This is a genomic window from Streptomyces sp. NPDC033180 (genome assembly GCF_055577645.1).
Genome location: NZ_JBVIPU010000001.1, coordinates 368,984 through 392,876 on the forward strand (window position 1 = coordinate 368,984; position 23,893 = coordinate 392,876).

20 protein-coding genes are annotated in these 23,893 nt (G+C 70.8%); 4 read left to right on the plus strand and 16 right to left on the minus strand.

All coding sequences use genetic code 11. The features are described from left to right. Positions 1-44: 44 nt before the first annotated feature. From ACZ5WE_RS01745 to rsmH, 13 genes are all read right to left on the minus strand, one after another. Complete coding sequence (locus ACZ5WE_RS01745) at positions 45-764, minus strand: YggS family pyridoxal phosphate-dependent enzyme (RefSeq protein WP_467689870.1); 720 nt, start codon at positions 762-764, stop codon at positions 45-47. Between the two features lie 6 nt (positions 765-770). Beyond that, positions 771-1,502: a peptidoglycan editing factor PgeF gene (pgeF, locus tag ACZ5WE_RS01750; protein ID WP_467689868.1), complete on the minus strand. Its 732-nt coding sequence runs from the start codon at positions 1,500-1,502 to the stop codon at positions 771-773. Beyond that, positions 1,499-2,722, minus strand: coding sequence for a cell division protein FtsZ (ftsZ, locus tag ACZ5WE_RS01755; RefSeq protein ID WP_467689866.1), 1,224 nt, complete (start codon positions 2,720-2,722; stop codon positions 1,499-1,501). Before ftsZ ends, pgeF begins: the two co-directional genes overlap by 4 nt. 275 nt (positions 2,723-2,997) lie before the next feature. Continuing rightward, on the minus strand, positions 2,998-3,786 hold the full coding sequence (locus ACZ5WE_RS01760; RefSeq protein ID WP_467689864.1) for a cell division protein FtsQ/DivIB: 789 nt from the start codon (positions 3,784-3,786) through the stop codon (positions 2,998-3,000). A 43-nt stretch (positions 3,787-3,829) separates the two neighbouring features. Next, the gene (murG, locus tag ACZ5WE_RS01765) at positions 3,830-4,924 is read right to left on the minus strand and encodes an undecaprenyldiphospho-muramoylpentapeptide beta-N-acetylglucosaminyltransferase (RefSeq protein ID WP_361188817.1); all 1,095 of its coding nucleotides are present in this window, start codon (positions 4,922-4,924) and stop codon (positions 3,830-3,832) included. A 6-nt stretch (positions 4,925-4,930) separates the two neighbouring features. Then, positions 4,931-6,253, minus strand: a complete 1,323-nt coding sequence (gene ftsW, locus ACZ5WE_RS01770) for a putative lipid II flippase FtsW (protein WP_467689862.1) — start codon at positions 6,251-6,253, stop codon at positions 4,931-4,933. A gap of 81 nt (positions 6,254-6,334) precedes the next feature. Next, complete coding sequence (gene murD, locus ACZ5WE_RS01775; RefSeq protein WP_467689861.1) at positions 6,335-7,768, minus strand: UDP-N-acetylmuramoyl-L-alanine--D-glutamate ligase; 1,434 nt, start codon at positions 7,766-7,768, stop codon at positions 6,335-6,337. After that, a complete protein-coding gene (gene mraY, locus ACZ5WE_RS01780) occupies positions 7,750-8,820 on the minus strand; it encodes a phospho-N-acetylmuramoyl-pentapeptide-transferase (protein WP_160504534.1) in 1,071 nt (356 codons plus the stop codon). The genes murD and mraY overlap by 19 nt, the downstream gene beginning before the upstream one ends. Next, positions 8,817-10,229: a UDP-N-acetylmuramoyl-tripeptide--D-alanyl-D-alanine ligase gene (locus ACZ5WE_RS01785; protein WP_467689859.1), complete on the minus strand. Its 1,413-nt coding sequence runs from the start codon at positions 10,227-10,229 to the stop codon at positions 8,817-8,819. The genes mraY and ACZ5WE_RS01785 overlap by 4 nt, the downstream gene beginning before the upstream one ends. Before the next feature lie 4 nt (positions 10,230-10,233). Further along, positions 10,234-11,886, minus strand: coding sequence for a UDP-N-acetylmuramoyl-L-alanyl-D-glutamate--2,6-diaminopimelate ligase (locus tag ACZ5WE_RS01790; RefSeq protein ID WP_467689857.1), 1,653 nt, complete (start codon positions 11,884-11,886; stop codon positions 10,234-10,236). A gap of 20 nt (positions 11,887-11,906) precedes the next feature. Continuing rightward, the gene (locus tag ACZ5WE_RS01795) at positions 11,907-13,865 is read right to left on the minus strand and encodes a peptidoglycan D,D-transpeptidase FtsI family protein (RefSeq protein WP_467689855.1); all 1,959 of its coding nucleotides are present in this window, start codon (positions 13,863-13,865) and stop codon (positions 11,907-11,909) included. A 5-nt stretch (positions 13,866-13,870) separates the two neighbouring features. Next, positions 13,871-14,464, minus strand: a complete 594-nt coding sequence (gene ftsL, locus ACZ5WE_RS01800) for a cell division protein FtsL (protein ID WP_467689853.1) — start codon at positions 14,462-14,464, stop codon at positions 13,871-13,873. A 48-nt stretch (positions 14,465-14,512) separates the two neighbouring features. Then, complete coding sequence (rsmH, locus tag ACZ5WE_RS01805) at positions 14,513-15,469, minus strand: 16S rRNA (cytosine(1402)-N(4))-methyltransferase RsmH (protein WP_467689851.1); 957 nt, start codon at positions 15,467-15,469, stop codon at positions 14,513-14,515. Between the two features lie 359 nt (positions 15,470-15,828). On the opposite strand from rsmH, the gene ACZ5WE_RS01810 reads away from it, so the two are divergent. The 4 genes from ACZ5WE_RS01810 to ACZ5WE_RS01825 all read left to right on the plus strand — a co-directional run bounded on the left by ACZ5WE_RS01810 (position 15,829) and on the right by ACZ5WE_RS01825 (position 21,560). After that, the gene (locus ACZ5WE_RS01810; protein ID WP_467689849.1) at positions 15,829-16,455 is read left to right on the plus strand and encodes a beta-class carbonic anhydrase; all 627 of its coding nucleotides are present in this window, start codon (positions 15,829-15,831) and stop codon (positions 16,453-16,455) included. 236 nt (positions 16,456-16,691) lie between these two features. Then, positions 16,692-17,711 carry an AAA family ATPase gene (locus ACZ5WE_RS01815; RefSeq protein WP_467689847.1) on the plus strand — a complete coding sequence of 340 codons (1,020 nt, stop codon included), beginning with the start codon at positions 16,692-16,694 and terminating at the stop codon, positions 17,709-17,711. Then, positions 17,711-19,078 carry a DUF58 domain-containing protein gene (locus ACZ5WE_RS01820; RefSeq protein WP_467689846.1) on the plus strand — a complete coding sequence of 456 codons (1,368 nt, stop codon included), beginning with the start codon at positions 17,711-17,713 and terminating at the stop codon, positions 19,076-19,078. Before ACZ5WE_RS01815 ends, ACZ5WE_RS01820 begins: the two co-directional genes overlap by 1 nt. 67 nt (positions 19,079-19,145) lie before the next feature. Next, positions 19,146-21,560: a transglutaminase TgpA family protein gene (locus ACZ5WE_RS01825; protein ID WP_467689844.1), complete on the plus strand. Its 2,415-nt coding sequence runs from the start codon at positions 19,146-19,148 to the stop codon at positions 21,558-21,560. 118 nt (positions 21,561-21,678) lie between these two features. Here the strand turns inward: ACZ5WE_RS01825 and ACZ5WE_RS01830 are convergent, their stop codons facing one another. The 3 genes from ACZ5WE_RS01830 to ACZ5WE_RS01840 all read right to left on the minus strand — a co-directional run bounded on the left by ACZ5WE_RS01830 (position 21,679) and on the right by ACZ5WE_RS01840 (position 23,807). Further along, complete coding sequence (locus ACZ5WE_RS01830; RefSeq protein ID WP_467689842.1) at positions 21,679-22,092, minus strand: DUF3040 domain-containing protein; 414 nt, start codon at positions 22,090-22,092, stop codon at positions 21,679-21,681. Positions 22,093-22,365: 273 nt separating this feature from the next. After that, positions 22,366-23,142, minus strand: coding sequence for a methyltransferase (locus ACZ5WE_RS01835; RefSeq protein WP_467689840.1), 777 nt, complete (start codon positions 23,140-23,142; stop codon positions 22,366-22,368). A gap of 128 nt (positions 23,143-23,270) precedes the next feature. Beyond that, positions 23,271-23,807, minus strand: a complete 537-nt coding sequence (locus ACZ5WE_RS01840) for an SAV_6107 family HEPN domain-containing protein (protein ID WP_467689838.1) — start codon at positions 23,805-23,807, stop codon at positions 23,271-23,273. Positions 23,808-23,893: the final 86 nt, after the last annotated feature.

Consider the following 23,893-nt stretch of genomic DNA (forward strand, 5'->3'; position numbering starts at 1 on the left):
GAGAATGACCATATTTTCTGCTGTGGTCCGACTTCTTGGCGACGTTACCCGAGCCCGGGTCGGACTCCGAGTACCGCCGTACCGACGCGCACATGTGTCGCTCCGGCCGCCACGGCCTGTTCGAGGTCCGCACTCATCCCTGCCGACACCATGTTCGCAGCCGGATGAGTCGCGCGCATGAGGGTTGAGAATTCCATCAGCCGCTCGAACGCCGCCTGTTGCCGCCCCGCGTACGGACCGGTGAGCGGCGCCACGGTCATCAGGCCGTCGAGACGGAGCCCCGGGGCATCCGCCACGAGCCCGGCCAACTCCTCGATCCCGCCGGGGCCCACGCCCCCGCGCTCGCCCCGCCCGTTCTCCTCGGCGTCGAGGGCGACCTGGATCAGACAGCCGAGCTCCCGCTCGGCTCGCTCGGCGCCCGCCGACAGGGCCGTGACGAGCTTGGGGCGGTCCACGGACTGGACCACATCGGCATAACCGACCACAGAACGGACCTTGTTGGTCTGCAATTGACCGACAAAGTGCCAAGTAAGGGGAAGATCCGAGCAGTCGGCGGCCTTCGGGGCCGCGTCCTGGTCGCGGTTGTCGGCGACATGGCGCACACCGAGTTCCGAGAGAATCCGCACATCGCTCGCGGGATAGGTCTTGGTGACCACGATCAGGGTCACCTCCTCCCGCTTGCGCCCGGCCGCCGCGCACGCCGCGGCGATGCGCTCTTCGACCTCCGCCAGGTTCGCGGCGAGTTGAGACTTACGGTCCGTCATGCCCTATCAGTCCAGCCAGACATAGCCCGCGAGACGACCGGTGGTCCGGTCGCGGCGGTACGAGAAGTGGTCACCGGATTCCAGGGTGCACACCGGCGACTGCTCGCGGTCGCGCACCCCGAGCCGCTCCAGCTGGGCATGCGCCCCCGCGGTCACGTCAACCGCCGGAGTGCCCCAGCTCGTCTCGGCGTACGCCGCGGGCTCGATCGCGGCGGCGTCCGCGCGCATCGCCTCCGGAACTTCGTAGCAGCGGCCGCAGACGGCGGGCCCGGTGCGGGCGACGATGCGGGCCGGGTCGGCGCCCAGCTTCACCATCGCCTCGACGGCTGCGGGGACGACCCCCGCCAGCATGCCCGGGCGCCCCGCGTGAGCCGCAGCCGCGACCTTGGCGACCGGGTCGGCGAGCAGGACGGGCGTGCAGTCCGCGGTCAGGACCGCCAGGGCGAGGCCGCGACGGGCGGTGACCACGGCGTCGACCGCCGGAATCTCGGCCTCGGAACCCCAGGGTCCGTCGACCACGACGACATCGGGGCCGTGCACCTGGTTCATCCAGACGACCCGCGCCGGGTCGATGCCGAGCGACGTGGCGGCCAGCGCGCGGTTGTTCCGCACGGCCTGCGGGTCGTCGCCGACCGCGCCGCCGAGATTGAGCTCTTCGTACGGAACGGCGCTCACCCCGCCCCACCTGTCGGTGAAGGCGAAGTGCGCGCCGCTCGTGGTGCTGTGCAGGCTTATCACTTCAGGAAGTCCGGCACGTCCAGCTCTTCGGCCTGGCTGTCCGAGTAGGGACGGGCCGGCGGAACCTGCGGCGGGGCCACGGGCGCGGACGGGGCTTCGTTGACCACAGGCGCCTCGACGGGCTCCGGAGCCTTTGCCTCGTCGTGCGACGTGACGCTGCCCAGGCCGCCGTACGACGAACGGGACTCGGCAGGGCGGCTCGTGGCCGCCGGCTGCTCGTCACGCTGCTTGCCCGAGGACGCGCTCAGGACGGTGTCCCGCTTGGACGGCGGCTGTCCGCCGTCGAAGCCCGCCGCGATGACGGTGACCCGGACCTCGTCGCCCAGGGCGTCGTCGATGACGGCGCCGAAGATGATGTTGGCCTCGGGGTGGGCCGCCTCGCTGACGAGTTGGGCCGCTTCGTTGATCTCGAAGAGGCCGAGGTCGGAGCCGCCGGAGATGGAGAGCAGGACTCCCCGCGCTCCGTCGATGGACGCCTCGAGCAGCGGCGAGGAGATCGCCATCTCGGCGGCGGCCACCGCGCGGTCGTCGCCGCGCGCCGAACCGATGCCCATGAGAGCCGAACCGGCCTCGGACATGACCGACTTGACGTCGGCGAAGTCGAGGTTGATCAGACCCGGGGTGGTGATGAGGTCGGTGATGCCCTGGACACCGGAGAGCAGGACCTGGTCCGCCGACTTGAAGGCGTCCAGAACGCTGACCTGGCGGTCCGAGATGGACAGGAGCCGGTCGTTGGGGATGACGATGAGGGTGTCGACCTCTTCGCGCAGCTCCGCGATCCCGTCCTCGGCCTGGTTGGCGCGACGACGGCCCTCGAAGGTGAACGGCCGGGTCACGACACCGATGGTCAGGGCGCCCAGGGAGCGGGCGATGTTGGCGACGACAGGTGCGCCGCCCGTGCCGGTGCCACCGCCTTCGCCGGCGGTGACGAAGACCATGTCGGCCCCCTTGAGGACCTCCTCGATCTCCTCGCGGTGGTCCTCGGCCGCCTTGCGGCCGACTGCCGGGTTGGCTCCGGCGCCGAGGCCACGGGTGAGTTCACGGCCGACGTCGAGCTTGACGTCGGCGTCGCTCATCAACAGGGCTTGCGCGTCGGTGTTGATGGCGATGAACTCGACGCCCTTGAGACCGACCTCGATCATCCGGTTGATGGCATTGACACCACCGCCGCCGACACCGATGACTTTGATGACTGCGAGGTAGTTCTGCGGTGCTGCCACGTCGAAGGCCTCTCGCCTCGAGTTACGTGTCGCCGCCTCGCGGTCAAGCGCCGCGACGACTGATGCCGAATGGGACGGTCCGAACGCCGACCCGAACCCTAACGTTGAAGTTTAGGGTTACCAGTGTGTCTGTTCCTTGGACTCTTCCGAACAGGACACTAAGTCGACAAGTGGCGCACGTTCAACGAACACGCCGAACCTCCCGTTTTTCTTTTCACCCTATGTGATCAGCCGTAGCCCTGCCGAACCAGGGTGCTGGCCTGCGACGATATGCGTCAACTCGCCGACGACGCAGGGGCGGTGGGGACACTCACATCGAAGTGCCGTGCCCTGGGGGCGGCTTTCATCAGGGCGGTGAGTGTGCTTGCCTTCGTAGAACCCCTCTCGCTGCTGCCCCACGCTACGGTGCGTCCACCGCTCAACTCCAGCGAGATCGAGTCGTACGAACGGACCTTGACGGCCCGTGTATCGCGCGCCACGGCGGCGGGCAGCGCACCCGCGACCTGTACCGCCTCGCGCCGCAGCCGGTGGGAGTCGAAACGGCGCAGACTCGCCTCCGCGTTCTCCTGGTCCGGCCGCAATTCCAGCAGCGGAACGCCCTTCGGCGCCTGTCCGACCGTGGCGAATCGCATGCCCTTGGCGTCCACTTCGACGAACTTTCCGCCCTTTTCGATAAGGAGAACCGGCTTGCGTTCGGTCACATTCAGACCGATTCCGTGCGGCCAGGAACGGACGACGTCGACCGAGTCGATACGCGGCAGTTTCTTGCGCAGGCGGTCCTCAAGAGTGCCGGTGTCGACCGAAATCAGGGGCGCGTCGATCGGGGCCGCGGCAGCTTCGCGCACCGCGTCGGGCGTCAGAATCCGTGTTCCGGAAGTCGTCACGCGCTCCAGACGCAGCCACGGCGAGCCGTAGAGCAGCCAGACTGCTCCCGATCCGATCAGCACGAGCGCGATCAGCGAGAGGATCAGGTTGCGCGCCCGCGGCATGCGTACGCGGGGGCGCGGAGGGCGGGGCGGGCCGGAGTCGAGCTTCTGCCGTTCGGCGGTGGTCGATCCGGCCACGGTCCCCTGCCTTCTTGTGCCTTCTGTTGCCTCTAGTGCCGTCTCACCCGTTGCGGCGCGAGGCGATCGCCTCGTACACCATGCCGACGAGGAGGTCGTCGGCGTCCCTGCGCCCGAACTCCGAGGCCGCGCGGGACATCTCGTACAGCCGGTGCGGATCGGCGAGCACGGGGAGTACGTTGCCCTGCACCCACTCGGGCGTCAGTTCGGCGTCGTCCACGAGGAGTCCACCGCCCGCCTTCACCACCGGCTGGGCGTTCAGCCGCTGTTCGCCGTTGCCGATGGGCAGCGGTACGTAGGCGGCCGGAAGCCCGACGGCGGAGAGTTCGGCGACGGTCATCGCGCCCGCACGGCAGAGCATCATGTCCGCCGCGGCGTACGCGAGGTCCATCCGGTCCACGTACGGTACCGGGATGTAGGGCGGCATACCGGGCATGTTCTCGACGTACGGCATTTCGTTCTTCGGACCGACCGCGTGCAGGATCTGGATCCCGGCGCGCTGCAGGACCGGGGCGACCTGCTGGACGACCTCGTTGAGGCGCCGGGCGCCCTGTGAACCGCCGGAGACGAGCAGCGTCGGCAGGTTCGGGTCGAGGCCGAAGGCGGCGCGCGCCTCCGGGCGGACCCGGGCCCGGTCGAGCGTGGCGATGGTGTGGCGCAGCGGGATGCCGATGTAGCGGGAGTTGCGCAGCTTGCTGTCCGGCGTGGCGACGGCCACCCCGGCGGCGTACCGCGAACCGATCTTGTTGGCGAGGCCCGGACGCGCGTTGGCCTCGTGCACGACGATCGGCGTCCCGGTCCGCTTGGCCGCGAGGTACCCCGGCAGCGCGACATAGCCGCCGAAGCCGACCACGCAGTCCGCCTTCGTCCGCTCCAGGATCTGCTCGGCCGCCTTGATCGTGCCGCGCAGCCGCCCCGGGACGGTGATCAGCTCAGGGGTGGGCTTGCGCGGCAGCGGAACGGCCGGGATCAGCGCGAGTTCGTAGCCCCGCTCGGGTACCAGCCGCGTTTCGAGTCCACGCTCCGTGCCCAGGGCCGTGATGCCCACGGTCGGGTCCTGCCTCCGCAGGGCGTCCGCGAGGGCGAGCGCGGGCTCGATGTGGCCGGCGGTCCCCCCACCGGCGAGTACGACATGCACCGAAATTCACCGCTCTCCGGACGAACGCGCCTTGACGCGCCGTCTCATCGTGTTCCATCTCACCCGAGGTTGCCGCATGGCCAGGGCCGCCTTTGCCGCCGGGTCCTCCCGCGCGAAGGCGATGAGGAGTCCGATGGCGAACATGGTCGGCAGCAGGGCTGAGCCCCCGTAGGAGAACAGCGGGAGCGGGACACCGGCGATCGGCAGCAGACCGAGCACCGCACCGACGTTGATCACGGCCTGCGCCGTGATCCAGGTGGTCACGCCTCCCGCGGCATACCTCACGAAGGGGTCCTCCGTGCGTCCGGCCACGCGGATACCCGCATAGCCTAGAGCCGCGAACAGGGCGAGCACCGACAGTGTCCCCGCAAGGCCGAGTTCCTCCCCGGTGATGGCGAAGATGAAGTCGGTGTGCGGTTCCGGAAGTTGACCCCATTTTTCCACACTCGCGCCGAGGCCGGAACCGAAGAATCCGCCGGAGGCGAGGGCGTAGATACCGTGCACGGCCTGCCAGCACTGGTCGCCGGGGCCCGGATCCGTGGCGCCGATGCAGGCGAGCCGCGCCATGCGGTTGGGGCTGGTCTTGATGAGGATCACGCCGAGCAGGGCCGCGACCGAGAGGACCCCCGCGAAGAGCCGGGTGGGCGCCCCCGCGAGCCAGAGCAGGCCGAAAAGGATCGCCGTGAGGATGATCGCCGTGCCCATGTCGCCGCCCAGCATGATCAGGCCGAGCAGCATGAAGGCGACCGGGACGAGCGGCACCAGCATGTGCTTCCACTGGGTGAGGAGCCGCTTGTCGTGTTTGCGGGCGAGCAGGTCGGCACCCCACAGGACGAGGGCGAGCTTGGCGAACTCACTGGGCTGGAGCTGGAACGGGCCGCCGAGATAGATCCAGTTCTGGTTTCCGTTGACGCTGCGCCCTATCCCGGGGATCTGCACGAGCACCATCAGGAAGACGGTCACCGCGAGGATGGGATAGGCGAGCGCCCGGTGCAGCTTGATGGGCATCCGCATGGCCACGAGCAGCAGGATCGAGCCCAGTACGGCCGCGACGAACTGCTTGCGGAAGAAGTACGCGGCCGGCAGATCCAGCTGCAGTGCCTGGATCATCGACGCCGAGTAGACCATCACCAGGCCGAGCACGGTGATCAGCAGGCTGCTGCCGAAGATGAGGTAGTACGCGGTCAGCGGCCGGTCCCAGGCCCGCTTGGCGCGGGTGTAGGACCGCCGTACCGGGTTCTCCCGCGGCGGGCGCGGAGCCCGCGGGGAGCGGACCGGCGCGGGCCGCTTGGCGAGGCGCGTGGGCGCGCGCCCGCTACTGCCGGCCATCAGGACTCCCGACCGGCCACCACGACGCTGCCACGTGCCCTCCTAAGGGTGCCGGGCGCCCCCGGACCACCGGGGTCCGCGTCAGGCGCTCGCGCCGAGTTCGCGGACCGCGTCCGCGAACGCGTCACCACGCTTGTTGTAGTTGGTGAACATGTCCATCGACGCACAGGCCGGAGCCATCAGTACGGTGTCCCCCGGCTCGGCGAGCCGTGCCGCCTGCCGTACCGCCTCGGACATCGCCCCAGTGTCGGTCCGTTCGAGGTCGACGACCGGGACCTCGGGGGCGTGTCGCGCGAGGGCTTCGCGGATCAGCGCGCGGTCGGCGCCGATCAGGACAACACCCCGCAGCCGCTTGGCCGACTTGGTGACGAGTTCGTCGAAGGTGGCGCCCTTGGCGAGCCCTCCCGCGATCCAGACGATCGATTCGTACGCGGCCAACGAGGCTTCGGCGGCGTGGGTGTTGGTGGCCTTGGAGTCGTCGACGTACGCCACATCGGCCACGTCGGCGACGTGTTCGATGCGGTGGGCGTCCGGACGGAAGGCGCGCAGACCGTCGCGTACGGCCGTCGCGGGCACCCCGTAGGCGCGCGCGAGAGCGGCCGCGGCCAGGGCGTTGGCGATGTTGTGCGGCGCGGGCGGCTGCACGTCGGCGATCTCGGCGATCTCCTGCGCCTGCTTCTGACGGTCCGGCACGAAGGCACGGTCGACCAGAATGCCGTCCACGACGCCCAGTTGCGAGGGCGCGGGCGCGTTCAGCGTGAAACCGATGGCGCGGCAGCCCTCTTCGACGTCGGCCTCACGGACGAGGTCCTCGGTCGACGGTTTGTCGGTGGCATCGACGTTGTAGACGCAGGCGACCTGATTGCCCTCGTAGATCCGGCCCTTGTCGGCGGCGTACGCCTCCATGGAGCCGTGCCAGTCCAGGTGGTCGGGCGCGAGGTTCAGGACGGTCGCGGAGTGGGCGCGCAGCGAGGGCGCCCAGTGCAGCTGGTAGCTGGAGAGCTCGACGGCGAGCACGTCGTACGGCTCGTCGCCGGTGACGACGTCGAGCAGTGAGACCCCGATGTTGCCGACGGCGGCGGTGCGCAGACCGGCCGCCTCCAGGATCGAGGCCAGCATCCGCACGGTCGTGGTCTTGCCGTTCGTGCCGGTGACCGCGAGCCAGGGGGCCGCGTCGGGGCCGCGCAGACGCCAGGCGAGCTCGACGTCGCCCCACACCTCGACGCCGGCAGCGGCGGCTGCCGCGAAGAGCGGCTTGTCCGGCTGCCAGCCCGGCGTGGTGACGATGAGTTCGGTGCCTTCGGGCAGGGTGGCCCCGTCGCCGAGGCGGACACTGATGCCCTCCGACCTCAGCTCGTCCGCCTGCGTACGGGAGCGCTCGTCGTCGCCGTCGTTGACGACCGTGACGGCCGCGCCCAGGCCGTGCAGCACGCGGGCCGCCGGGATCCCGGAGACGCCGAGCCCGGCGACGGTGACGTTCTTCCCCTGCCAGCTGGTCACTTCTTGGCTGCCCATCCCGCGTAGAAGAGGCCGAGTCCGACGATCACGCACATGCCCTGGATGATCCAGAAGCGGACCACCACAAGGACTTCGGACCACCCCTTGAGTTCGAAGTGGTGCTGCAGTGGCGCCATGCGGAAGACGCGCTTGCCGGTCATGCGGAACGAGCCGACCTGGATGACGACGGACATCGTGATCAGGACGAAGAGGCCGCCGAGCAGGGCGAGGAGCATCTCCGTGCGCGAGCAGATCGCGAGTCCGGCGAGCGCGCCGCCGAGGGCGAGCGAGCCGGTGTCACCCATGAAGATCTTGGCGGGCGAGGTGTTCCACCACAGGAAGCCGAAGCAGGCGCCCATCAGCGCGGAGGCCACCACGGCGAGGTCGAGTGGGTCTCTGACCTCGAAACACGCCTGTGGGTTGGTCAGCGTGACCGCGTTGGCGCAGGACTCCTGGTACTGCCAGACACCGATGAAGGTGTACGCGCCGAAGACCATCACGGATGCGCCTGTGGCGAGACCGTCGAGGCCGTCGGTGAGGTTCACGCCGTTCGACATCGCGAGGATCATGAACAGCGCCCAGACCACGAAGAGCACCGGGCCGATCGACCAGCCGAAGTCCGTGACGAACGACAGCTTGGTGGAGGCCGGGGTCTGGTTGCGGTTGTCGGGCCAGTTCAGCGCGAGCACGGCGAAGCCGATGCCGACGATCAACTGGCCGGCCATCTTCGCCTTGGCCCGCAGACCGAGCGAACGCTGCTTGACGATCTTGATGTAGTCGTCGAGGAAGCCGACGAGGCCCATGCCCGCCATCAGGAAGAGCACGAGGAGCCCGGAGAGCGTGGTCTCCGTACCCGTGATGATCTTCGTGAGGAAGTACGCGATGAGCGTGGCGAGGATGAAGGCGATGCCACCCATGGTCGGCGTACCGCGCTTGCTGTGGTGCTCGCGCGGGCCGTCGTCCCGGATGAACTGCCCATAGCCCTTGCGGGCCAGGAACTTGATAAGGAGCGGGGTTCCGACCAGGGTCAGGAAGAGCCCGATCACACCCGCGAAGAGGATCTGCCTCATCGGCCGGCGACCTGCCCCTCGGACGACGCGGAGTCATCGAGCAGCGCCGTGGCGACCCGCTCGAGACCGACCGATCTGGAAGCCTTCACCAGCACGACGTCTCCCGGGCGCAGCTCGCTGCGCAGCAGGTCGATCGCCGCCTGTGCGTCGGACACGTGCACCGACTCCTCACCCCACGAACCCTCGTTGTATGCGCCCAGTTGAAGCCAGGACGCTTCCCTGCCCCCGACTGCCACGAGCTTGCTCACGTTCAGCCGGACAGCGAGCCGTCCGACCGCGTCGTGTTCGGCGAGCCCCTCGTCACCGAGCTCGGCCATATGACCGAGCACCGCCCACGTACGACGTCCCTTGGCCATGGACGCGAGCGCGCGCAGGGCGGCTCGCATGGACTCGGGGTTCGCGTTGTAGGCGTCGTTGACGACCGTCACGCCGTCCGGGCGCTCGGTGACCTCCATCCGCCAGCGGGACAGCGTGCCCGCCTCGGAGAGCGCGCGGGCGATCTCGTCTGCGGACATGCCCAGCTCATGGGCGACGGCGGCCGCGGCAAGCGCGTTCGACACGTGGTGCTCACCGTACAGCCGCAAGGTCACGTCGCTGCACCCGGAGGGTGTGTGCAGCGTAAAGGCAGGCTGTCCGACGTCTGTGAGCCGGACATTCTCGGCACGTACGTCGGCGTCGGCGGCCTCTCCGAAGAGCAGGACGCGCGCCTTCGTGCGCGAAGCCATGGCGCGGACGAGGGGGTCGTCGGCGTTGAGGACGGCGGTGCCGTCGGCGGGGAGGCTCTCGACGAGTTCACCCTTCGCCACTGCGATCTGCTCGCGTCCGCCGAACTCGCCGATGTGGGCGGTGCCGACGTTGAGCACGAGGCCGATCTTCGGTGGGGTGAGGCCGGTGAGGTAGCGGATGTGGCCGATGCCGCGCGCGCCCATCTCCAGGACGAGGAACCGTGTCTCGTCGGTGGCGCTGAGGGCGGTGAGCGGCAGGCCGATCTCGTTGTTGAGCGAGCCCGGCGTGAAGACCGTGGGCGCCTTGCTCCGCAGCACCTGGGCGAGCAGGTCCTTGGAGCTCGTCTTGCCGACGGAGCCGGTGAGCGCCACGAGGGTCGCGCCGAGCCGCTCCACGACGTGCTGCGCGAGGGCGCCGAGCGCCGCCTGCACATCGTCGACGACGATGGCGGGCACGCCGACGGGGCGCGAGGCGAGGACGGCGGCGGCGCCCGCCTCGACCACGGCGGACGCGTAGTCGTGGCCGTCGACGCGTTCGCCCGCGAAGGCGACGAAGAGGCTGCCTGGCTCCACTTCACGGGAGTCCCTGACGACCGGTCCGGTGACCTGGACGGACGGATCCGGTATGTCGTACGTCTGCCCGCCGACGACAGTGGCGATCTCGGCGAGGGAGAGGGCGATCACAGATTCATCCCTGGGTTTGCTGGATAGCTTCGCGAAGTACCTGGCGGTCGTCGAAGGGACGCACCACCCCGGCGATGTCCTGTCCCTGCTCGTGGCCCTTGCCCGCGACGAGCACCGTGTCTCCCGGTTCGGCCCGGGCGACGGCAGCGCGGATGGCGGTGGCGCGGTCCTCGAACACGGCGACGTCACCGCGCTCGTGGGACGGCACGTCGGCGGCGCCGGCGAGCATCGTGGCGAGGATCGCGAGGGGGTCCTCGCCACGGGGGTTGTCGGAAGTCAGTACGGCGGTGTCGGCGAGCCTGGCCGCCGCGGCGCCCATCGGCATCCGCTTGGTCTTGTCCCGGTCGCCGCCGCAGCCGAGCACGATGTGCAGCTTGTTCTCGGTGACCTTGCGCAGGGCGCGCAGGACCGATTCGACGGCGTCCGTCTTGTGGGCGTAGTCGACGACCGCGAGGTAGGGCTGGCCCTCGTCGATGCGCTCAAGGCGGCCGGGGACGCCCGGCACCGCCGCGACGCCGTCGGCGGCCTGCTGCGGGTCGATCCCGGCGACGGCCAGCGAGACGATCGCCGCGAGCGTGTTGGCGACGTTGAAAGGACCGGCCAGCGGGGACTTGGCGGTGATCCGCTCCCCTCGCGGGCCGACCGCCACGAACGTGGAGTCGAACAGCCTGACGTCCACGTCCTCCGCGCGCCAGTCGGCGTCGGGGTGGCCCTCGGCGGAGAACGTGGTGACGGGGACCTCGGACTCGTCGATGAGCCGGCGCCCGTACTCGTCGTCGAAGTTGACCACTCCGACCTTGGAGCGCTGTTTGCTGAACAGCTGCGCCTTGGCCTGGAAGTAGTCCTCCATGTCGGAGTGGAACTCCATGTGCTCCGGGCTGAGGTTGTTGAAGACGGCGACGTCGAAGACGCAGCCGTCCACCCGGCCGAGCACGAGGGCGTGGGATGAGACCTCCATGGCGACGGCCTCGACGCCGCGCTCGCGCATCACCGCGAACAGCGCCTGCAGGTCGGTCGCTTCAGGGGTCGTACGTTCGGACTTGATCCGCTCTTCGCCGATGCGCATCTCGACCGTGCCGATGAGGCCGGTCGACTTGATGCCCTTGAGGCCGCCCTCGACGAGGTACGCCGTGGTGGTCTTGCCGGACGTACCGGTGATGCCGATCTGCAGCAGATCGCGGCCCGGATGGCCGTAGACCGTGGCCGCCAGCTCCCCCATGGAGCCGCGCGGATCGTCGACGACCAGGACCGGCAGGCCCGTGACGGCCGCGCGTTCGGCGCCCGTCGGGTCGGTGAGGATCGCGGCGGCGCCGAGGTCGGCGGCCTGGGCGACGAAGTCGGCGCCGTGCAGCCGGGCGCCGGGCAGGGCGGCGTAGATGTCGCCGGGGCGGACCGCGCGGGAGTCGTGCGTGATGCCGCTGACCTCCCCCGTGCCCGGGGCGGCGACGCCCAGCTGATCGGCGATCCTTGCGAGCGGCGTCGCGGAGACCTGGACCGGCCGCGGCGGCCCCGGATATGTCACGGGAACGCCCTTCTGGGTGGTTTGGGACTGATCAGCGTGTGGCACGGCGGTGAGCGTACCGGGCGCACCCTGCTCAGGGCGAAGCGGGCGGTGTGGCGGGGGCTGGTTCCCCGGGTTCGGGGTGATCGTTGTCACGGGGTACGTCCTGGTGGGGCTCAGGGTTCGAAGGTGACGGGCAGCCGGGCCGGGCCCTTGCCGGTGGGCGGGACCTGGAGCGTCTTGAGGGCGAACTGCATGACTTCCTTGTAGATGGGACCGCAGATCTGGCCGCCGAAGTAGCTGCCCTTGGTGGCGTTCTGGATCGCGCAGTAGACGGTGACGCGCGGCTTGTCGGCGGGCGCGAACCCGGCGAACGACGAGGTGTAGCCCTTGTACCTGCCGGTCTCCGGATCGACCCGGTTGGCCGTACCCGTCTTGCCCGCCACCCGGTAGCCGGAGATGCGGGCCTTGGTTCCCGTGCCCTCTTCGTCGTCGACGACGGACTCGAGCATCCGCGACACCGTCTTGGCGGTCTTGGCGCTCACCACGCGGGTCTTCCTGGGACCCGGCGCGGGCGTGAAGCGGCCGTCGGGGCCCTTCGTGCCGCGCACCAGCGTGGGCTCGATCCGTACGCCGTCGTTGGCGATGGTCGAGTAGACGGAGGCCGCCTGCATCGCGTTGATCGAGAAGCCCTGACCGAACGGGATCGTGTACTGCTGCGAGGTGGACCACTTGTCGGCGGGCGCGAAGATGCCGGACGTCTCGCCGGGGAAACCGAGCCCGGTCTCCCTGCCGATGCCGAACTTGCGCAGGTACGAGTAGAGCGACCGGTTGGCCTCCTTCTGGGTCTTGCCCAGTTCGCCGGTGGCCAGGATCGTGCCGATGTTGGAGGACTTGGCGAGCACGCCGTTGAGCGTGAGGTGCCAGGTCGGGTGGTCGATGTCGTCCTGGAAGAGCCGGTCGCCGCGGTGCAACCGGTTGGGGACCGTCACACGCGTGGCGGGCGTGGCCGCGTTCTCCTCCAGGACGGCGGCCATCGACATGACCTTGGCGGTCGAACCCGGCTCGAAGGCGTCCTGCAGCGAGGCGTTGCCCATGGCCGTGCCGTCGGCCTGCGAGAGGTCGTTCGGGTCGAAGCCCGGGGAGTTGGCCATCGCGAGGATCTCGCCGGTCCTGGTGTCCTGCACTATCACGTAGCCGCGGTCCGCCTCGGACTTCTCCACCTGCCGGGTGATGGCGCTCTGCGCGGCCCACTGGATGTCGCGGTCGATGGTGAGCTCGACGTCGGAGCCGGGCACGGCGGGCGTCTCCGTGCTGCCGGCGGTCGGCACCTGGTGGCCGCCGGACTGGGCGTACCTGATCTTGCCGTCCTTGCCCGCGAGCTCCTTGTTGAGCTGCTGCTCCAGGCCGCCCGCGCCCTTGCCCTCGGCGTTGACCCAGCCCAGTATCCCGGCGGCCAGGTTGTCGTTCGGGTACACGCGCTTGCTGCTGGGGTCCTGGAAGACGCCCGCCAGGACGTTGGCGCTCTTCTCGTCGGCGCGCGCCTTCTCGTCGAGCGCGCCGCGCAGGTCCTTGATCTGCTTCCAGACCTGCGGGGTCTGCCTGCGGGCGAGCAGGACGTAGCGCGTCTTGGGCTTCTTGAGCTGCTCGGTGAGCCGGGCGACGTCCTTGTCGAGGATCGGGGCGAGGAGGGCTGCGGCCTGCTCGGGCGCGTCCTTGATGCCCATCTCCTTCGCGGTGAACATCGTGGGGTCGGCCGTGATGTCGTACGCGTCGACGCTCGCGGCCAGTTCGACGCCGCGGCGGTCGGTGATGCCACCGCGCTCCGCGGTCAGGACATGGCTGAAGTAGCGGTTCTTCTCGGCCTTGGAGGTGTACACGCTCGCGTCGACCGCCTGCACCTGGAGGAGGCGTACGACGAAGGCCAGCATCACCAGGGTCAGCCCGAGGCTCACCATGCGCAGCCGGGGCCGCGGGCTGCCGAGCCGGATGGTGCGGGCCTTGGTGGCGGGGCGTGGCCGGCGGGCGGCGGGGCGGGGCCCCCCTCCGGGGCGGCGCTGTTCGCCGGGGCGGGCGGGGCGCGAGGGCCGCGCGGGACCCGGGACCCTGCGTCGCGGGGGTTGGCGGTCCGTCACTTACGTCACCTGCCGGAGGTCGTGGGGCCGGGCGTCGCGGGGAGGTCGGGCGTGGGCGGGGCGTCCGAGGCCGTGGCGGAGGGCGCCGGGGATGTCTGGGGCAGCGTGGGCTCTGCGGGCTCTGCGGGCTCTACGGGCTCTACGGGCTCCACGGGCGGCAGCAGCGCCGGGATCGAGACGGAGGGCGCCGGGGACGCCACCTCCTGGGGCCGCGGGTCGGGCTCCAGCGCGGACTGCTCGGCGGCTCCGGGAACGCCGCGTACGGTGCCGTCCGGGTTCAGGAAGGCCGGGTCGCCGCCCGGCACCATGCCGAGTTCACGGGCGCGGCGCTGGAGGGCGTCGGGGGCGGCGTAGGCGTCCACGTCCCGCTGGAGCTCCTGCTCCTGGTCGGTGAGCTCCGTCGTCTGCTTCTTGAGCTCGCTCAGCTGGAACGAGCCTTCGTTGAGCGAGGAGTTCAGGATGAGCAGCATGATCAGACCGCCGCCGAGCAGCAGCACGACCAGCAGCACGAACGGCGTGCGCGCCGCCTGGCTCGGCCCCGACGGCAGCAGCCGCGCGAGCCGGGCGGCCCTCCCCCGCAGTTCGGGCTTCTTGCTCATGGGGCCTCCTCAGGGACGCCGTTCACGGGTCCTCCCGGCGGGCGCGCTTCACGCAGTCTCCTCGCGGATGCGCTGCGCACCCCGCAGCCGTGCCGGGGCCGCCCGGCGGTTCTCGGCGACCTCTTCCTCGGTGGGGAGTTCGGCGCCGCGCGTGAGCAGCTTGAGCCGGGGCTGGTAGCGCTCGGGGACGACGGGCAGGCCGGGCGGCGCGGTCGTCGCGGCGCCTGCCGCGAACACCTGCTTGACCAGCCGGTCCTCGAGCGAGTGGTACGACAGGACGGCGATGCGGCCGTCGACGGCGAGGGCCTTGACGGCCGCCGGAATGGCCGCCTCCAGGACGCTCAGTTCGCCGTTGACCTCGATGCGCAGGGCCTGGAAGGTCCGCTTGGCGGGGTTGCCGCCGGTGCGCTTGGCGGCCTGCGGCAGGGAGTCACGGATCAGCTCGACGAGCCGTGCGCTGTTGCTGAACGGCTCCTTCTCACGCTCGCGGACGACGGCGCTCACGATCCGCTTGGCCTGCTTCTCCTCGCCGTACTGGCGCAGGATCCGCACCAGTTCGCCCGGTGCGTACGTGTTGAGGACCTCGGCGGCGCTCATGCCGGTCGTCTGGTCCATGCGCATGTCCAGGGGCGCGTCCTGCGCGTAGGCGAAGCCCCGGTCCGCCTCGTCGAGTTGCATCGAGGAGACGCCGAGGTCGAAGAGGACGCCCTGGACCTTCGCGATGCCGAGCCGGTCGAGCACATCGGGCAGTTCGTCGTAGACCGCGTGCACGAGCTCGGCCCGGTCGCCGAAGGGGGCGAGCCGCTCTCCGGAGAGCCGCAGCGCTTCCTTGTCGCGGTCGAGGCCGATGAGGCGGGCCGACGGGAAGGTGGACAGCAGCGCCTCGCTGTGGCCGCCGAGTCCAAGGGTGCAGTCGACGACGACCGCGCCCGGCTGGGCGAGCGCGGGGGCCAACAGGTCCAGGCATCGCTGGAGCATCACCGGGACGTGTCGGGTCTGGCTCAAAGGGCCCTCTCAGGTCCGGCGCGGCGAGACGTGCGCACGGCCGGGTCCCCGCCCGCTCGAGAAGGGGAATGGCCTGCTGGCGCCGGGGAAGTGGCGTCAGCCGACCGGGAGCGGGAGGAGGCCGAGCCGTACGTACGCGCCGCGCACGCGGGGGGATTCAGTGAATCCCCGGGGTGAACATTCCAGCGGGGAGCAGGTCACGGCCCTCCCACTTCGCGTCACTTTAGTCCACCCTGTCGCCCGGTCAATCAACCGGCATGCGCGTCGCGGACGGGTCGTCGATGAGCCGTGAAACCCGCTCCGTCACCCGATCGGGGGTAGAGGCTCCACTCCTGTGGGTTAGCTCACAACAAGACTCGTTGACGTTCTTTGTCCCTTCTCACAGCGAGCCCGGGCGATCAGTGCCGACTAACGTCTTAGCCATGTCGACTTCCGCATCCTCCACGGGCCACTCCCCCGCAGAGCCGAACGGTGGCATAGCCGCCGTCGACGGCACCGTCACCGATCGCCTCGTCGAGGCGAACAAGCGGTACGCGAAGGCCTTCACCGACCCGGGCATGGACGCACGCCCCGTCCTCGGTGTGGCCGTGGTCGCCTGCATGGACGCCCGCATCGATCTCCACGCCGCGCTCGGCCTCGAACTGGGCGACTGCCACACGATCCGCAACGCGGGCGGCGTGGTCACCGACGACGTCATGCGTTCCCTGACGATCAGCCAGCGCGCCCTCGGCACCCGCAGCGTCGTACTGATCCACCACACCAGCTGCGGCCTGGAGAGCCTCACCGAGGAGTTCCGGCACGAGCTGGAGCTCGAGGTCGGCCAGCGGCCCGCCTGGGCGGTGGAGTCCTTCCGCGACGTCGATCAGGACGTACGGCAGTCGATGCAGCGGGTGCGGACCTCGCCGTTCCTTCTGCACACCGACGATGTGCGGGGATTCGTCTTCGATGTGACCACAGGTCTGCTGCGGGAGATCGACCCTGCGTGACGGAGTCCGGACCGGACCTTTCCGGACCGGCTCGGCTCGGCTCGGCTACCAAAAGGCCGTAAGACCCGACATATCGCCGCCAGTTATCCACGGGCGAGTGACACAACCCGGTATGCCCAACAAGAATGCGGGGTGGGGCACCACGCTGAACCATTCACGCGTGGTGTCCGTGATTCGGGGTGGGCCGGGCCGCACACAAACGCGTCGGCCCGGAGAACGTGTCCGAGGAGGGCCGGGTGACGACCTATGACGATCGAGCGAGCCTCACAGATCTGACCGCCACAGCGGAGCGTGTCCGCGGGTCGGTCGAGGGTGTGATCGAGGGCAAGCCAGAGGTCGTACGGCTTTCGCTGACCGTGCTCCTCGCCGAGGGGCATCTGCTGATCGAGGATGTACCGGGCGTGGGCAAGACCATGCTCGCCAAGGCGCTGGCGCGGTCCATCGACTGCTCCGTGCGGCGCATCCAGTTCACGCCCGACCTGCTGCCGTCGGACATCACAGGTGTGTCCATCTTCGACCAGCAGCGCCGGGACTTCGAGTTCAAGCCCGGCGCGATCTTCGCGCAGATCGTGATCGGCGACGAGATCAACCGCGCGTCCCCCAAGACGCAGTCCGCGCTCCTTGAGTCCATGGAGGAGCGCCAGGTCACCATCGACGGGCAGACCTACGAACTGCCGAGCCCCTTCATGGTGGTGGCGACGCAGAACCCCGTCGAGATGGAGGGGACCTACCCCCTGCCCGAGGCGCAGCGCGACCGGTTCATGGCGCGCGTCTCGATCGGCTATCCGAACGCGGAGGCCGAGCTGCAGATGCTGGACGTGCACGGCGGCGTCTCGCCGCTGGACGACCTCCAGCCGGTGGCGCACGCGCACGACATCGTGAAGCTCATCGACGCGGTCCGCACGGTCCACGTCGCCGACTCCGTACGGCGGTACGCCGTGGACCTGGTGGGAGCTACCCGCAACCACCCGGACCTGAGACTCGGGGCATCCCCGCGCGCGACGCTGCACCTGCTCCGCGCGGCCAAGGCGTCCGCGGCGCTCAGCGGCCGGGAGTTCGCCCTGCCGGACGACATCCAGGCCCTCGCCGTCGCGGTGCTCGCGCACCGGCTGCTGCCCACGGCCCAGGCCCAGTTGAACCGGCGTACGGCCGAATCGGTCGTCCTGGAGATCCTCCAGCGCACACCCGTCCCGGCCGCCGTCCAGCCGAACAGCGGCTACTTCAACCAGCAGCCGCCCGGCGCACGGAGGCTGTGATGGCGGCCGGGGGGCCGCAGCCGGCGCAGGACGAGGAGGGCAAGGGCGCGCTGCGGACCGCGCTCGCGGGACTGACCACGCGCGGGCGTTCGTTCCTGGCGGCCGGGGTCGCCGCCGCCGTCTGCGCGTACGTCCTGGGACAGAGTGATCTGCTCCGGGTCGGGCTGCTGCTCGCCGTCCTGCCGCTGGTGTGCGCCACGGTGCTCTACCGCACCCGCTACCGCGTCGCGGGCAGCCGTAGGCTCTCCCCCGCGCGCGTGCCCGCCAGTTCGGAGGCCCGCGTCCATCTGCGGATGGACAACGTCTCCAGGCTGCCCACGGGCCTCCTGATGCTCCAGGACCGGGTGCCCTACGTCCTGGGGCCGCGGCCCCGGTTCGTGCTCGACCGGGTGGAGGCCGGGGGGCGCCGCGAGGTGTCCTACCGCGTCCGCTCGGACCTGCGGGGGCGCTATCCGCTGGGCCCGCTGCAACTCCGCCTGACGGACCCGTTCGGGATGTGCGAACTGACCCGCTCCTTCTCCACGTACGACACCCTGACGGTCATCCCGCGGGTGGAGGCGCTGCCTCCGGTACGTCTCACCGGTGAGGCCAAGGGGTACGGCGACGGGCGGCACCGCTCGCTGGCCCTCGCGGGCGAGGACGACGTGATCCCGCGGGGCTACCGCCACGGCGACGACCTGCGCCGCGTCCACTGGCGCTCCACGGCCCGCTACGGCGAGCTGATGGTGCGCCGCGAGGAGCAGCCGCAGCGGGCCCGCTGCACGGTCCTCCTGGACACCCGGGCGCACGCCTTCCGGGGCGCGGGGCCCGACTCGGCCTTCGAGTGGGCGGTGTCGGGCACGGCGTCCGCCCTGGTGCACATGCTCGAACGGGGGTTTTCGGTACGGCTGTTGACCGATACCGGAAACTCCGTGCCCGGTGAGGGCTCGGACGGTTTCGCGGGCGCGAGCCAGGAGTCGGCGGACGCGGCGGGACTGATGATGGACACCCTCGCGGTGATCGACCACTCGGACGGCCCGGGGCTGTCGCCCGCGTACGACGTGCTGCGGGGCGGCAACGAGGGCCTGCTGATCGCCTTCCTCGGCGACCTCGACGAGGAGCAGGCGACGGTGGCCGCCAAGATGCGGCAGCGCAGCGGCGCAGCCGTCGCCTTCGTCCTGGACAGCACGGCCTGGGCGCAGGGCCCCGGAGGCGCTCCTCCGGGCCCCGGCGACGAGCGGATCCGGATGCTGCGCGAGGCCGGTTGGACGGCCGTGGCGGTGCCTCCCGGGGTCGCTCTGGTGGACCTGTGGCGCCAGGCGGACCATCTGCGGGCGAGCACGGGACCGGCTCCCGCCGCGGGGACGACCACCGGGGGCTGGGGATGAACCGGGGGCCGGGGATGAGCGGCGGCCCGTCCGGCAGGACCACAGGCACGACAACAGGGGGACGTTCATGAGTGGGCGCGCGCGACTCGCGCTCTGTGCCACGGCGGCCACGCTGATGGCATCGGGGGCGCTGCTGCCGCTCGTCGATCCGGCGACGTGGTTCGTCCAGGCGGCGATCCTGCTGGCGCTGCAGAGCGGCGTGGGCGCGCTCACCCGAAGGGTCCCGCTGGCCCGGCCGGTCACGGTCGCGGTGCAGGCCCTGGTGACGCTGCTGTTGCTGACCCTGGTGTTCGCCCGTGAGCAGGCGATCGGCGGGGTGCTTCCGGGCCCCGACGTGTTCCGGGAGTTCGGGCTGCTGCTCGAGGCGGGCGGCAACGACGTCGGGCAGTACGCGATTCCGGCGCCGCTCAGTGACGGCATCCGACTCATGCTGGTCGGCGGCGTCCTGGTGATCGGCCTCGCGGTGGACGCGCTCGCGGTGACGTTCCGTACGGCGGCGCCCGCGGGGTTGCCGCTGCTCGCGCTGTACTCGGTCGCCGCGGGGCTCTCCGGGGACGGGGCAGGCTGGCTGTGGTTCCTGCTCGCGGCCGCCGGCTATCTGCTGCTGCTCCTGGCCGAGGGCCGGGACAGGCTCTCCCAGTGGGGGCGGGTCTTCGGGGGTGCGGCGCGCGCTCCCGGCCGGATCTCCGGGGGCCTGGAGACCGACAGCGGTGCGATCGCGCCGGTCCGCACGGGGCGGCGCATCGGCGCGGTGGCCCTGGGCATCGCCCTGGTGGTGCCGCTCGCGCTGCCCGCCCTGGACGGCGGGCTCCTGGACGGTACCGGCGGCGGCGGAGGCTCCGGTACCGGCGGTGGCGGCACGATCTCCGCGGTGAATCCGCTGGTCGCCCTCCAGGACAGCCTGAACGAACCGGACGACCGCGAGGTCATCTCGTACAAGACGAACGCCAAGGAGACCGAGAACCTCTATCTGCGGATCGTCTCCCTCGACCAGTTCGACGGCACCACCTGGAAGACCACGGTCCGGAGCATCGAGGACGTACCGCCGCGTCTGGAGGACCCGCCGGGGCTCTACCCCGACGTCCGCAGGAGCGAGATCCAGACGAACATCTCGGCCGCCGACAGCTACGCGCAGAACTGGCTGCCGATGCCCTACCCGGCGAGCGAAGTGAAGATCAACGGCCGCTGGCGGTACGAGCCGGTGGGGCGCGCTCTGGTGGGTGATCGCGGGCAGACGACGCGCGGCGCGCAGTACGGGGTCAAGAGCCTCATCGTGGAGCCCACGGCCGAGCAGTTGGCGAACGCCTCCGAGCCGCCCAAGCAGATCGCGGACGAGTTCACCAAGGTGCCCGGCTCCCTGCCGCCCGTGGTGGCCTCCGAGGCCCGCAAGATCACCAAGGGTTCGTCGAACGACTACGAGAAGGCGGTCGAGCTCCAGGACTGGTTCGCCTCGGAGGGCGGCTTCACGTACAACACGCAGGTGCGGGCGGGCAGCGGCCCGGCGGCGATCGCCCGCTTCCTGGAGCAGAAGGAAGGCTTCTGCGTCCACTTCTCGTTCGCGATGGCCTCCATGGCGCGGACGCTGGACATCCCGGCGCGCGTCGCGGTGGGCTTCACGCCCGGCGCCGCGCAGGCGGACGGTTCGATGTCGGTCGGTCTGCGGGACGCGCACGCCTGGCCCGAGCTGTACTTCGAGGGCGTGGGCTGGACCCGCTTCGAACCGACCCCGAACCGCGGCACGGTGCCGGACTACACGCGCCCGGACACCCCGTCCGACGGTGCGAGCGACCCGGCGGCGCCCGAGTCGAGCTCGTCGGCGGCGCCGCCCGACGAGCCATCGGCCTCCGCGAGTTGCCCGCCCGACCAGCAGAAGCAGGGCGGCTGCGCGAGCACGGCGCCGGCGATCGCGGGCGGTTCGGGTGGCGATGGACCGCCGATCGGCTTGATCGTGGCCGTGGCGCTGGGAGCGCTGGCGGTCCTCGGGCTGCCCTTGCTGCCGATGCTGTGGCGCAAGCGGATCCGGGCGGTCCGCCTCGGCTCGACGGGCCGTACGGATGCGGACGCGGCCGCGCGGACTCTCGCCGCGTGGCTTGAGGTGACCGACACGGCCTGGGACCACGGGATCACGCCGGACGATTCGCAGACCCCGCGCAAGGCGGCGGCCCGGATCGTACGTATCGGGCAGCTCGCCGCGGCGCCCGCCCAGTCCGTCCATCGCCTGGCGGCCGCGGTCGAGCAGGTGCTCTACGCGCCACGGCCGCAGCCGGTGGCCGGCCTGACCGACGACGTGCACCGGGTGTCCGACGGTCTGCGGGCCGGCGTGAGCCGTCCGGCCCGGCTGCGGGCGACGCTCGCGCCGCGTTCGGCCGCCCGAGTGGTGTGGGCGGTCTCGGACCGCTGGACGGCGGCCAAGGAGCGGTGGTCCGAGCGGATCACCAAGCGGTGGACGGCACTGCGGAGGCCTTCGCAGCAGCAGGGCTAGAGCGCATGTGTAAGGGGCGACCGCCTGGGCGGTCGCCCCTTACACATTGCTGAAGAGCAAGCACTGCGGAAAAGCCAAGAACTGCTGAGAGGCCAAGCGCTGCGGAAAAGCCAAGAACTCATTGGCCCTGTTCGTCACGGCGGCGCTGCCACCGCTGCTCGATCCGGTCCATCATCGACTTTCGCTGCCGGGTCTGCCGACGGGCAGCCGGGGCGCCGCCCGGTGCCGTGGGCGTGCCGGCGGCCGGCTGTTCACCCGGCTTGGGCGCTTTGCGCCATCCGGTGACGGCGAGCACCGCACATCCCAGCATGACGAGGAATCCCACCACGCTCACCCAGATCTGCTGGGCGACCATTCCGGCCATGAGAAGGGCGATACCCACAAGGAAGCCCGCGACCGCTTGGTAGACCCGTCGCCGGGTGTACGTACGCAGCCCGCTTCCCTCGAGCGCTGTCGCGAACTTGGGATCTTCGGCGTACAGCGCTCGCTCCATCTGCTCGAGCATGCGCTGCTCGTGCTCCGAGAGCGGCACGGAGTCCTCCTCATCGTGCAGTCGCCGGGGCGACCGGGGGTCCCCTTCAGGATAGGCAGGGAATCGCCCCCGTGAAACCCGCCCCTCTGCGCCAACTTCGCCAAACCGGACCACCCTGCCGCTCCGGCTCGCTGAAGCGTGCATTCCCCAGCGGCCGGTCCGGCATGCCGGACGGTCTGCCTCGATCATACGGCGCCCATAGCCCGTTCGGGGGGTATGTGCCGTACTCCATGTGCCGCTGCGTCGCTGATCAGCGGGCAGCGGGGCCGGACATCAGGTCTCGTCGGCATCCCGGGTCTCACCGAGCACATGCAGCTGGGTGGCCACCGAGTGGAAGGCGGCGAGCTCGGCGGCGGCCGCTTCCAGCTTGAGCAGGGCCTCGAGGGCGCCGGGCTCGGTGTCCACCAGAACCCCGGGAACCAGGTCGGCGAAGACCCGCACCCCGTGCACGGCGTCGACCTTGACGCCCGCGGCCTCGACCAGCTCCGTGAGCTGCTCGGCGGTGAAGCGCCGGGGCACGGGGTCACCGTCGCCCCAGCGTCCCGCCGGGTCGCCCAGCGCCTGCCTGGCCTCGGTGAAGTGCCCGGCGAGCGCCCTGGCGAGCACGGCGCCGCCGAGTCCCGCGGCGAGCAGGCTGAGGGTGCCGGAGGGGCGCAGCGCGCTGACCGCGTTGCGCACGCCCTCGGCGGGGTCGTCCACGTACTCCAGGACGCCGTGGCACAGGACGGCGTCGAACCCGGCGCGCTCCACGACGTCGAAGAGGCCGTGTACGTCGCCCTGGACGCCCCGCACCCGGTCGGCGACGCCCGCCTCGGCGGCCCGGCGCTCGAGCGCGAAGAGGGCGTTCGGGCTGGGGTCGACGACGGTGACGCGGTGTCCGAGGCGGGCGACGGGCACGGCGAAGTTTCCGCTGCCGCCTCCGGTGTCGAGCACGTCGAGGGAGTGTGACTCCCGGCCCGTGGCCTTGACCCGGCGGTCGAGAGCGTCCTTGAGGACCTCCCAGACCACGGCGGTACGGAGAGAAGCGCGGGGGCGCATCGGGTCCGACACGGCAGTTGACTCCTCGGCGCGTCCGCCGCAGGTCCGCGGCGGAGCTAGGGGGGTTCCCTCCGCCTGCTCGTGCGGCAGTCAGGAGGGTGCGGGCGCTCCCACCCTATTGCCTTCGGCCGACTGCCCCGTCACCCGTCTCGGCCGGCGTCCGGCGGCTCCTGCCTGGGCTGGGGCAGCACGGGCTGGAGCACCAGCATCCGCTCGACGAGGCGTAGGAACATCGCTACGTCACGCAGCAAGTCATCCGCGTCCCGGACGGTGGCGGCGCCCTGTATGCCCGCCTCGGCGCGCGCCCTGCGTGCCGCGCCGGAGGCGAACAGGGCGCTCCACTCGGTCAGTTCGGGCGCTATCTCGGGGAGCACTTCCCAGGCGCTCCGGATCCGCTGCCTGCGTCGCGCCGTCGTCTCGGGCCGCCCGCGGGCGGCGAGGACGGCGGCCGCGGTGCGCAGGGCGGCGAGGTGGGCGGTGGAGTAGCGCTCGTTCGGAGTCTCCAGGTGCGCGGCCTCGTCGATGCCGGCGCGGGCCTGGGCGAGCAGTTCGAGTGCGGCGGGCGGGGCCGTGGCCCTGCGCAGGACGGGGTGGACGTCGCTCGCGGGGCCGGTCGCTACGGGGGCAGGGCCGACGGGGCGGTGCCGACGTGCGGCTGCTGCGGACGTGCTGGCCATGACGAACCTCCTGTCGTCGCGTAACGGCTATGTGGCCGTATGTGCACATCGTGTAGTACGCCACTGACAATCGGCTCTGACCTGCG

Bases quoted from the DNA above. Each gene is read 5' to 3' on its own strand.
- ACZ5WE_RS01745 (WP_467689870.1), bottom strand. From the start codon at position 764: ATGACGGACCGTAAGTCTCAACTCGCCGCGAACCTGGCGGAGGTCGAA.
- ftsW (WP_467689862.1), bottom strand. From the start codon at position 6,253: ATGGCCGGCAGTAGCGGGCGCGCGCCCACGCGCCTCGCCAAGCGGCCC.
- murD (WP_467689861.1), bottom strand. From the start codon at position 7,768: ATGGGCAGCCAAGAAGTGACCAGCTGGCAGGGGAAGAACGTCACCGTC.
- mraY (WP_160504534.1), bottom strand. From the start codon at position 8,820: ATGAGGCAGATCCTCTTCGCGGGTGTGATCGGGCTCTTCCTGACCCTG.
- ftsL (WP_467689853.1), bottom strand. From the start codon at position 14,464: ATGAGCAAGAAGCCCGAACTGCGGGGGAGGGCCGCCCGGCTCGCGCGG.
- ACZ5WE_RS01820 (WP_467689846.1), top strand. From the start codon at position 17,711: ATGGCGGCCGGGGGGCCGCAGCCGGCGCAGGACGAGGAGGGCAAGGGC.
- ACZ5WE_RS01825 (WP_467689844.1), top strand. From the start codon at position 19,146: ATGAGTGGGCGCGCGCGACTCGCGCTCTGTGCCACGGCGGCCACGCTG.
- ACZ5WE_RS01840 (WP_467689838.1), bottom strand. From the start codon at position 23,807: ATGGCCAGCACGTCCGCAGCAGCCGCACGTCGGCACCGCCCCGTCGGC.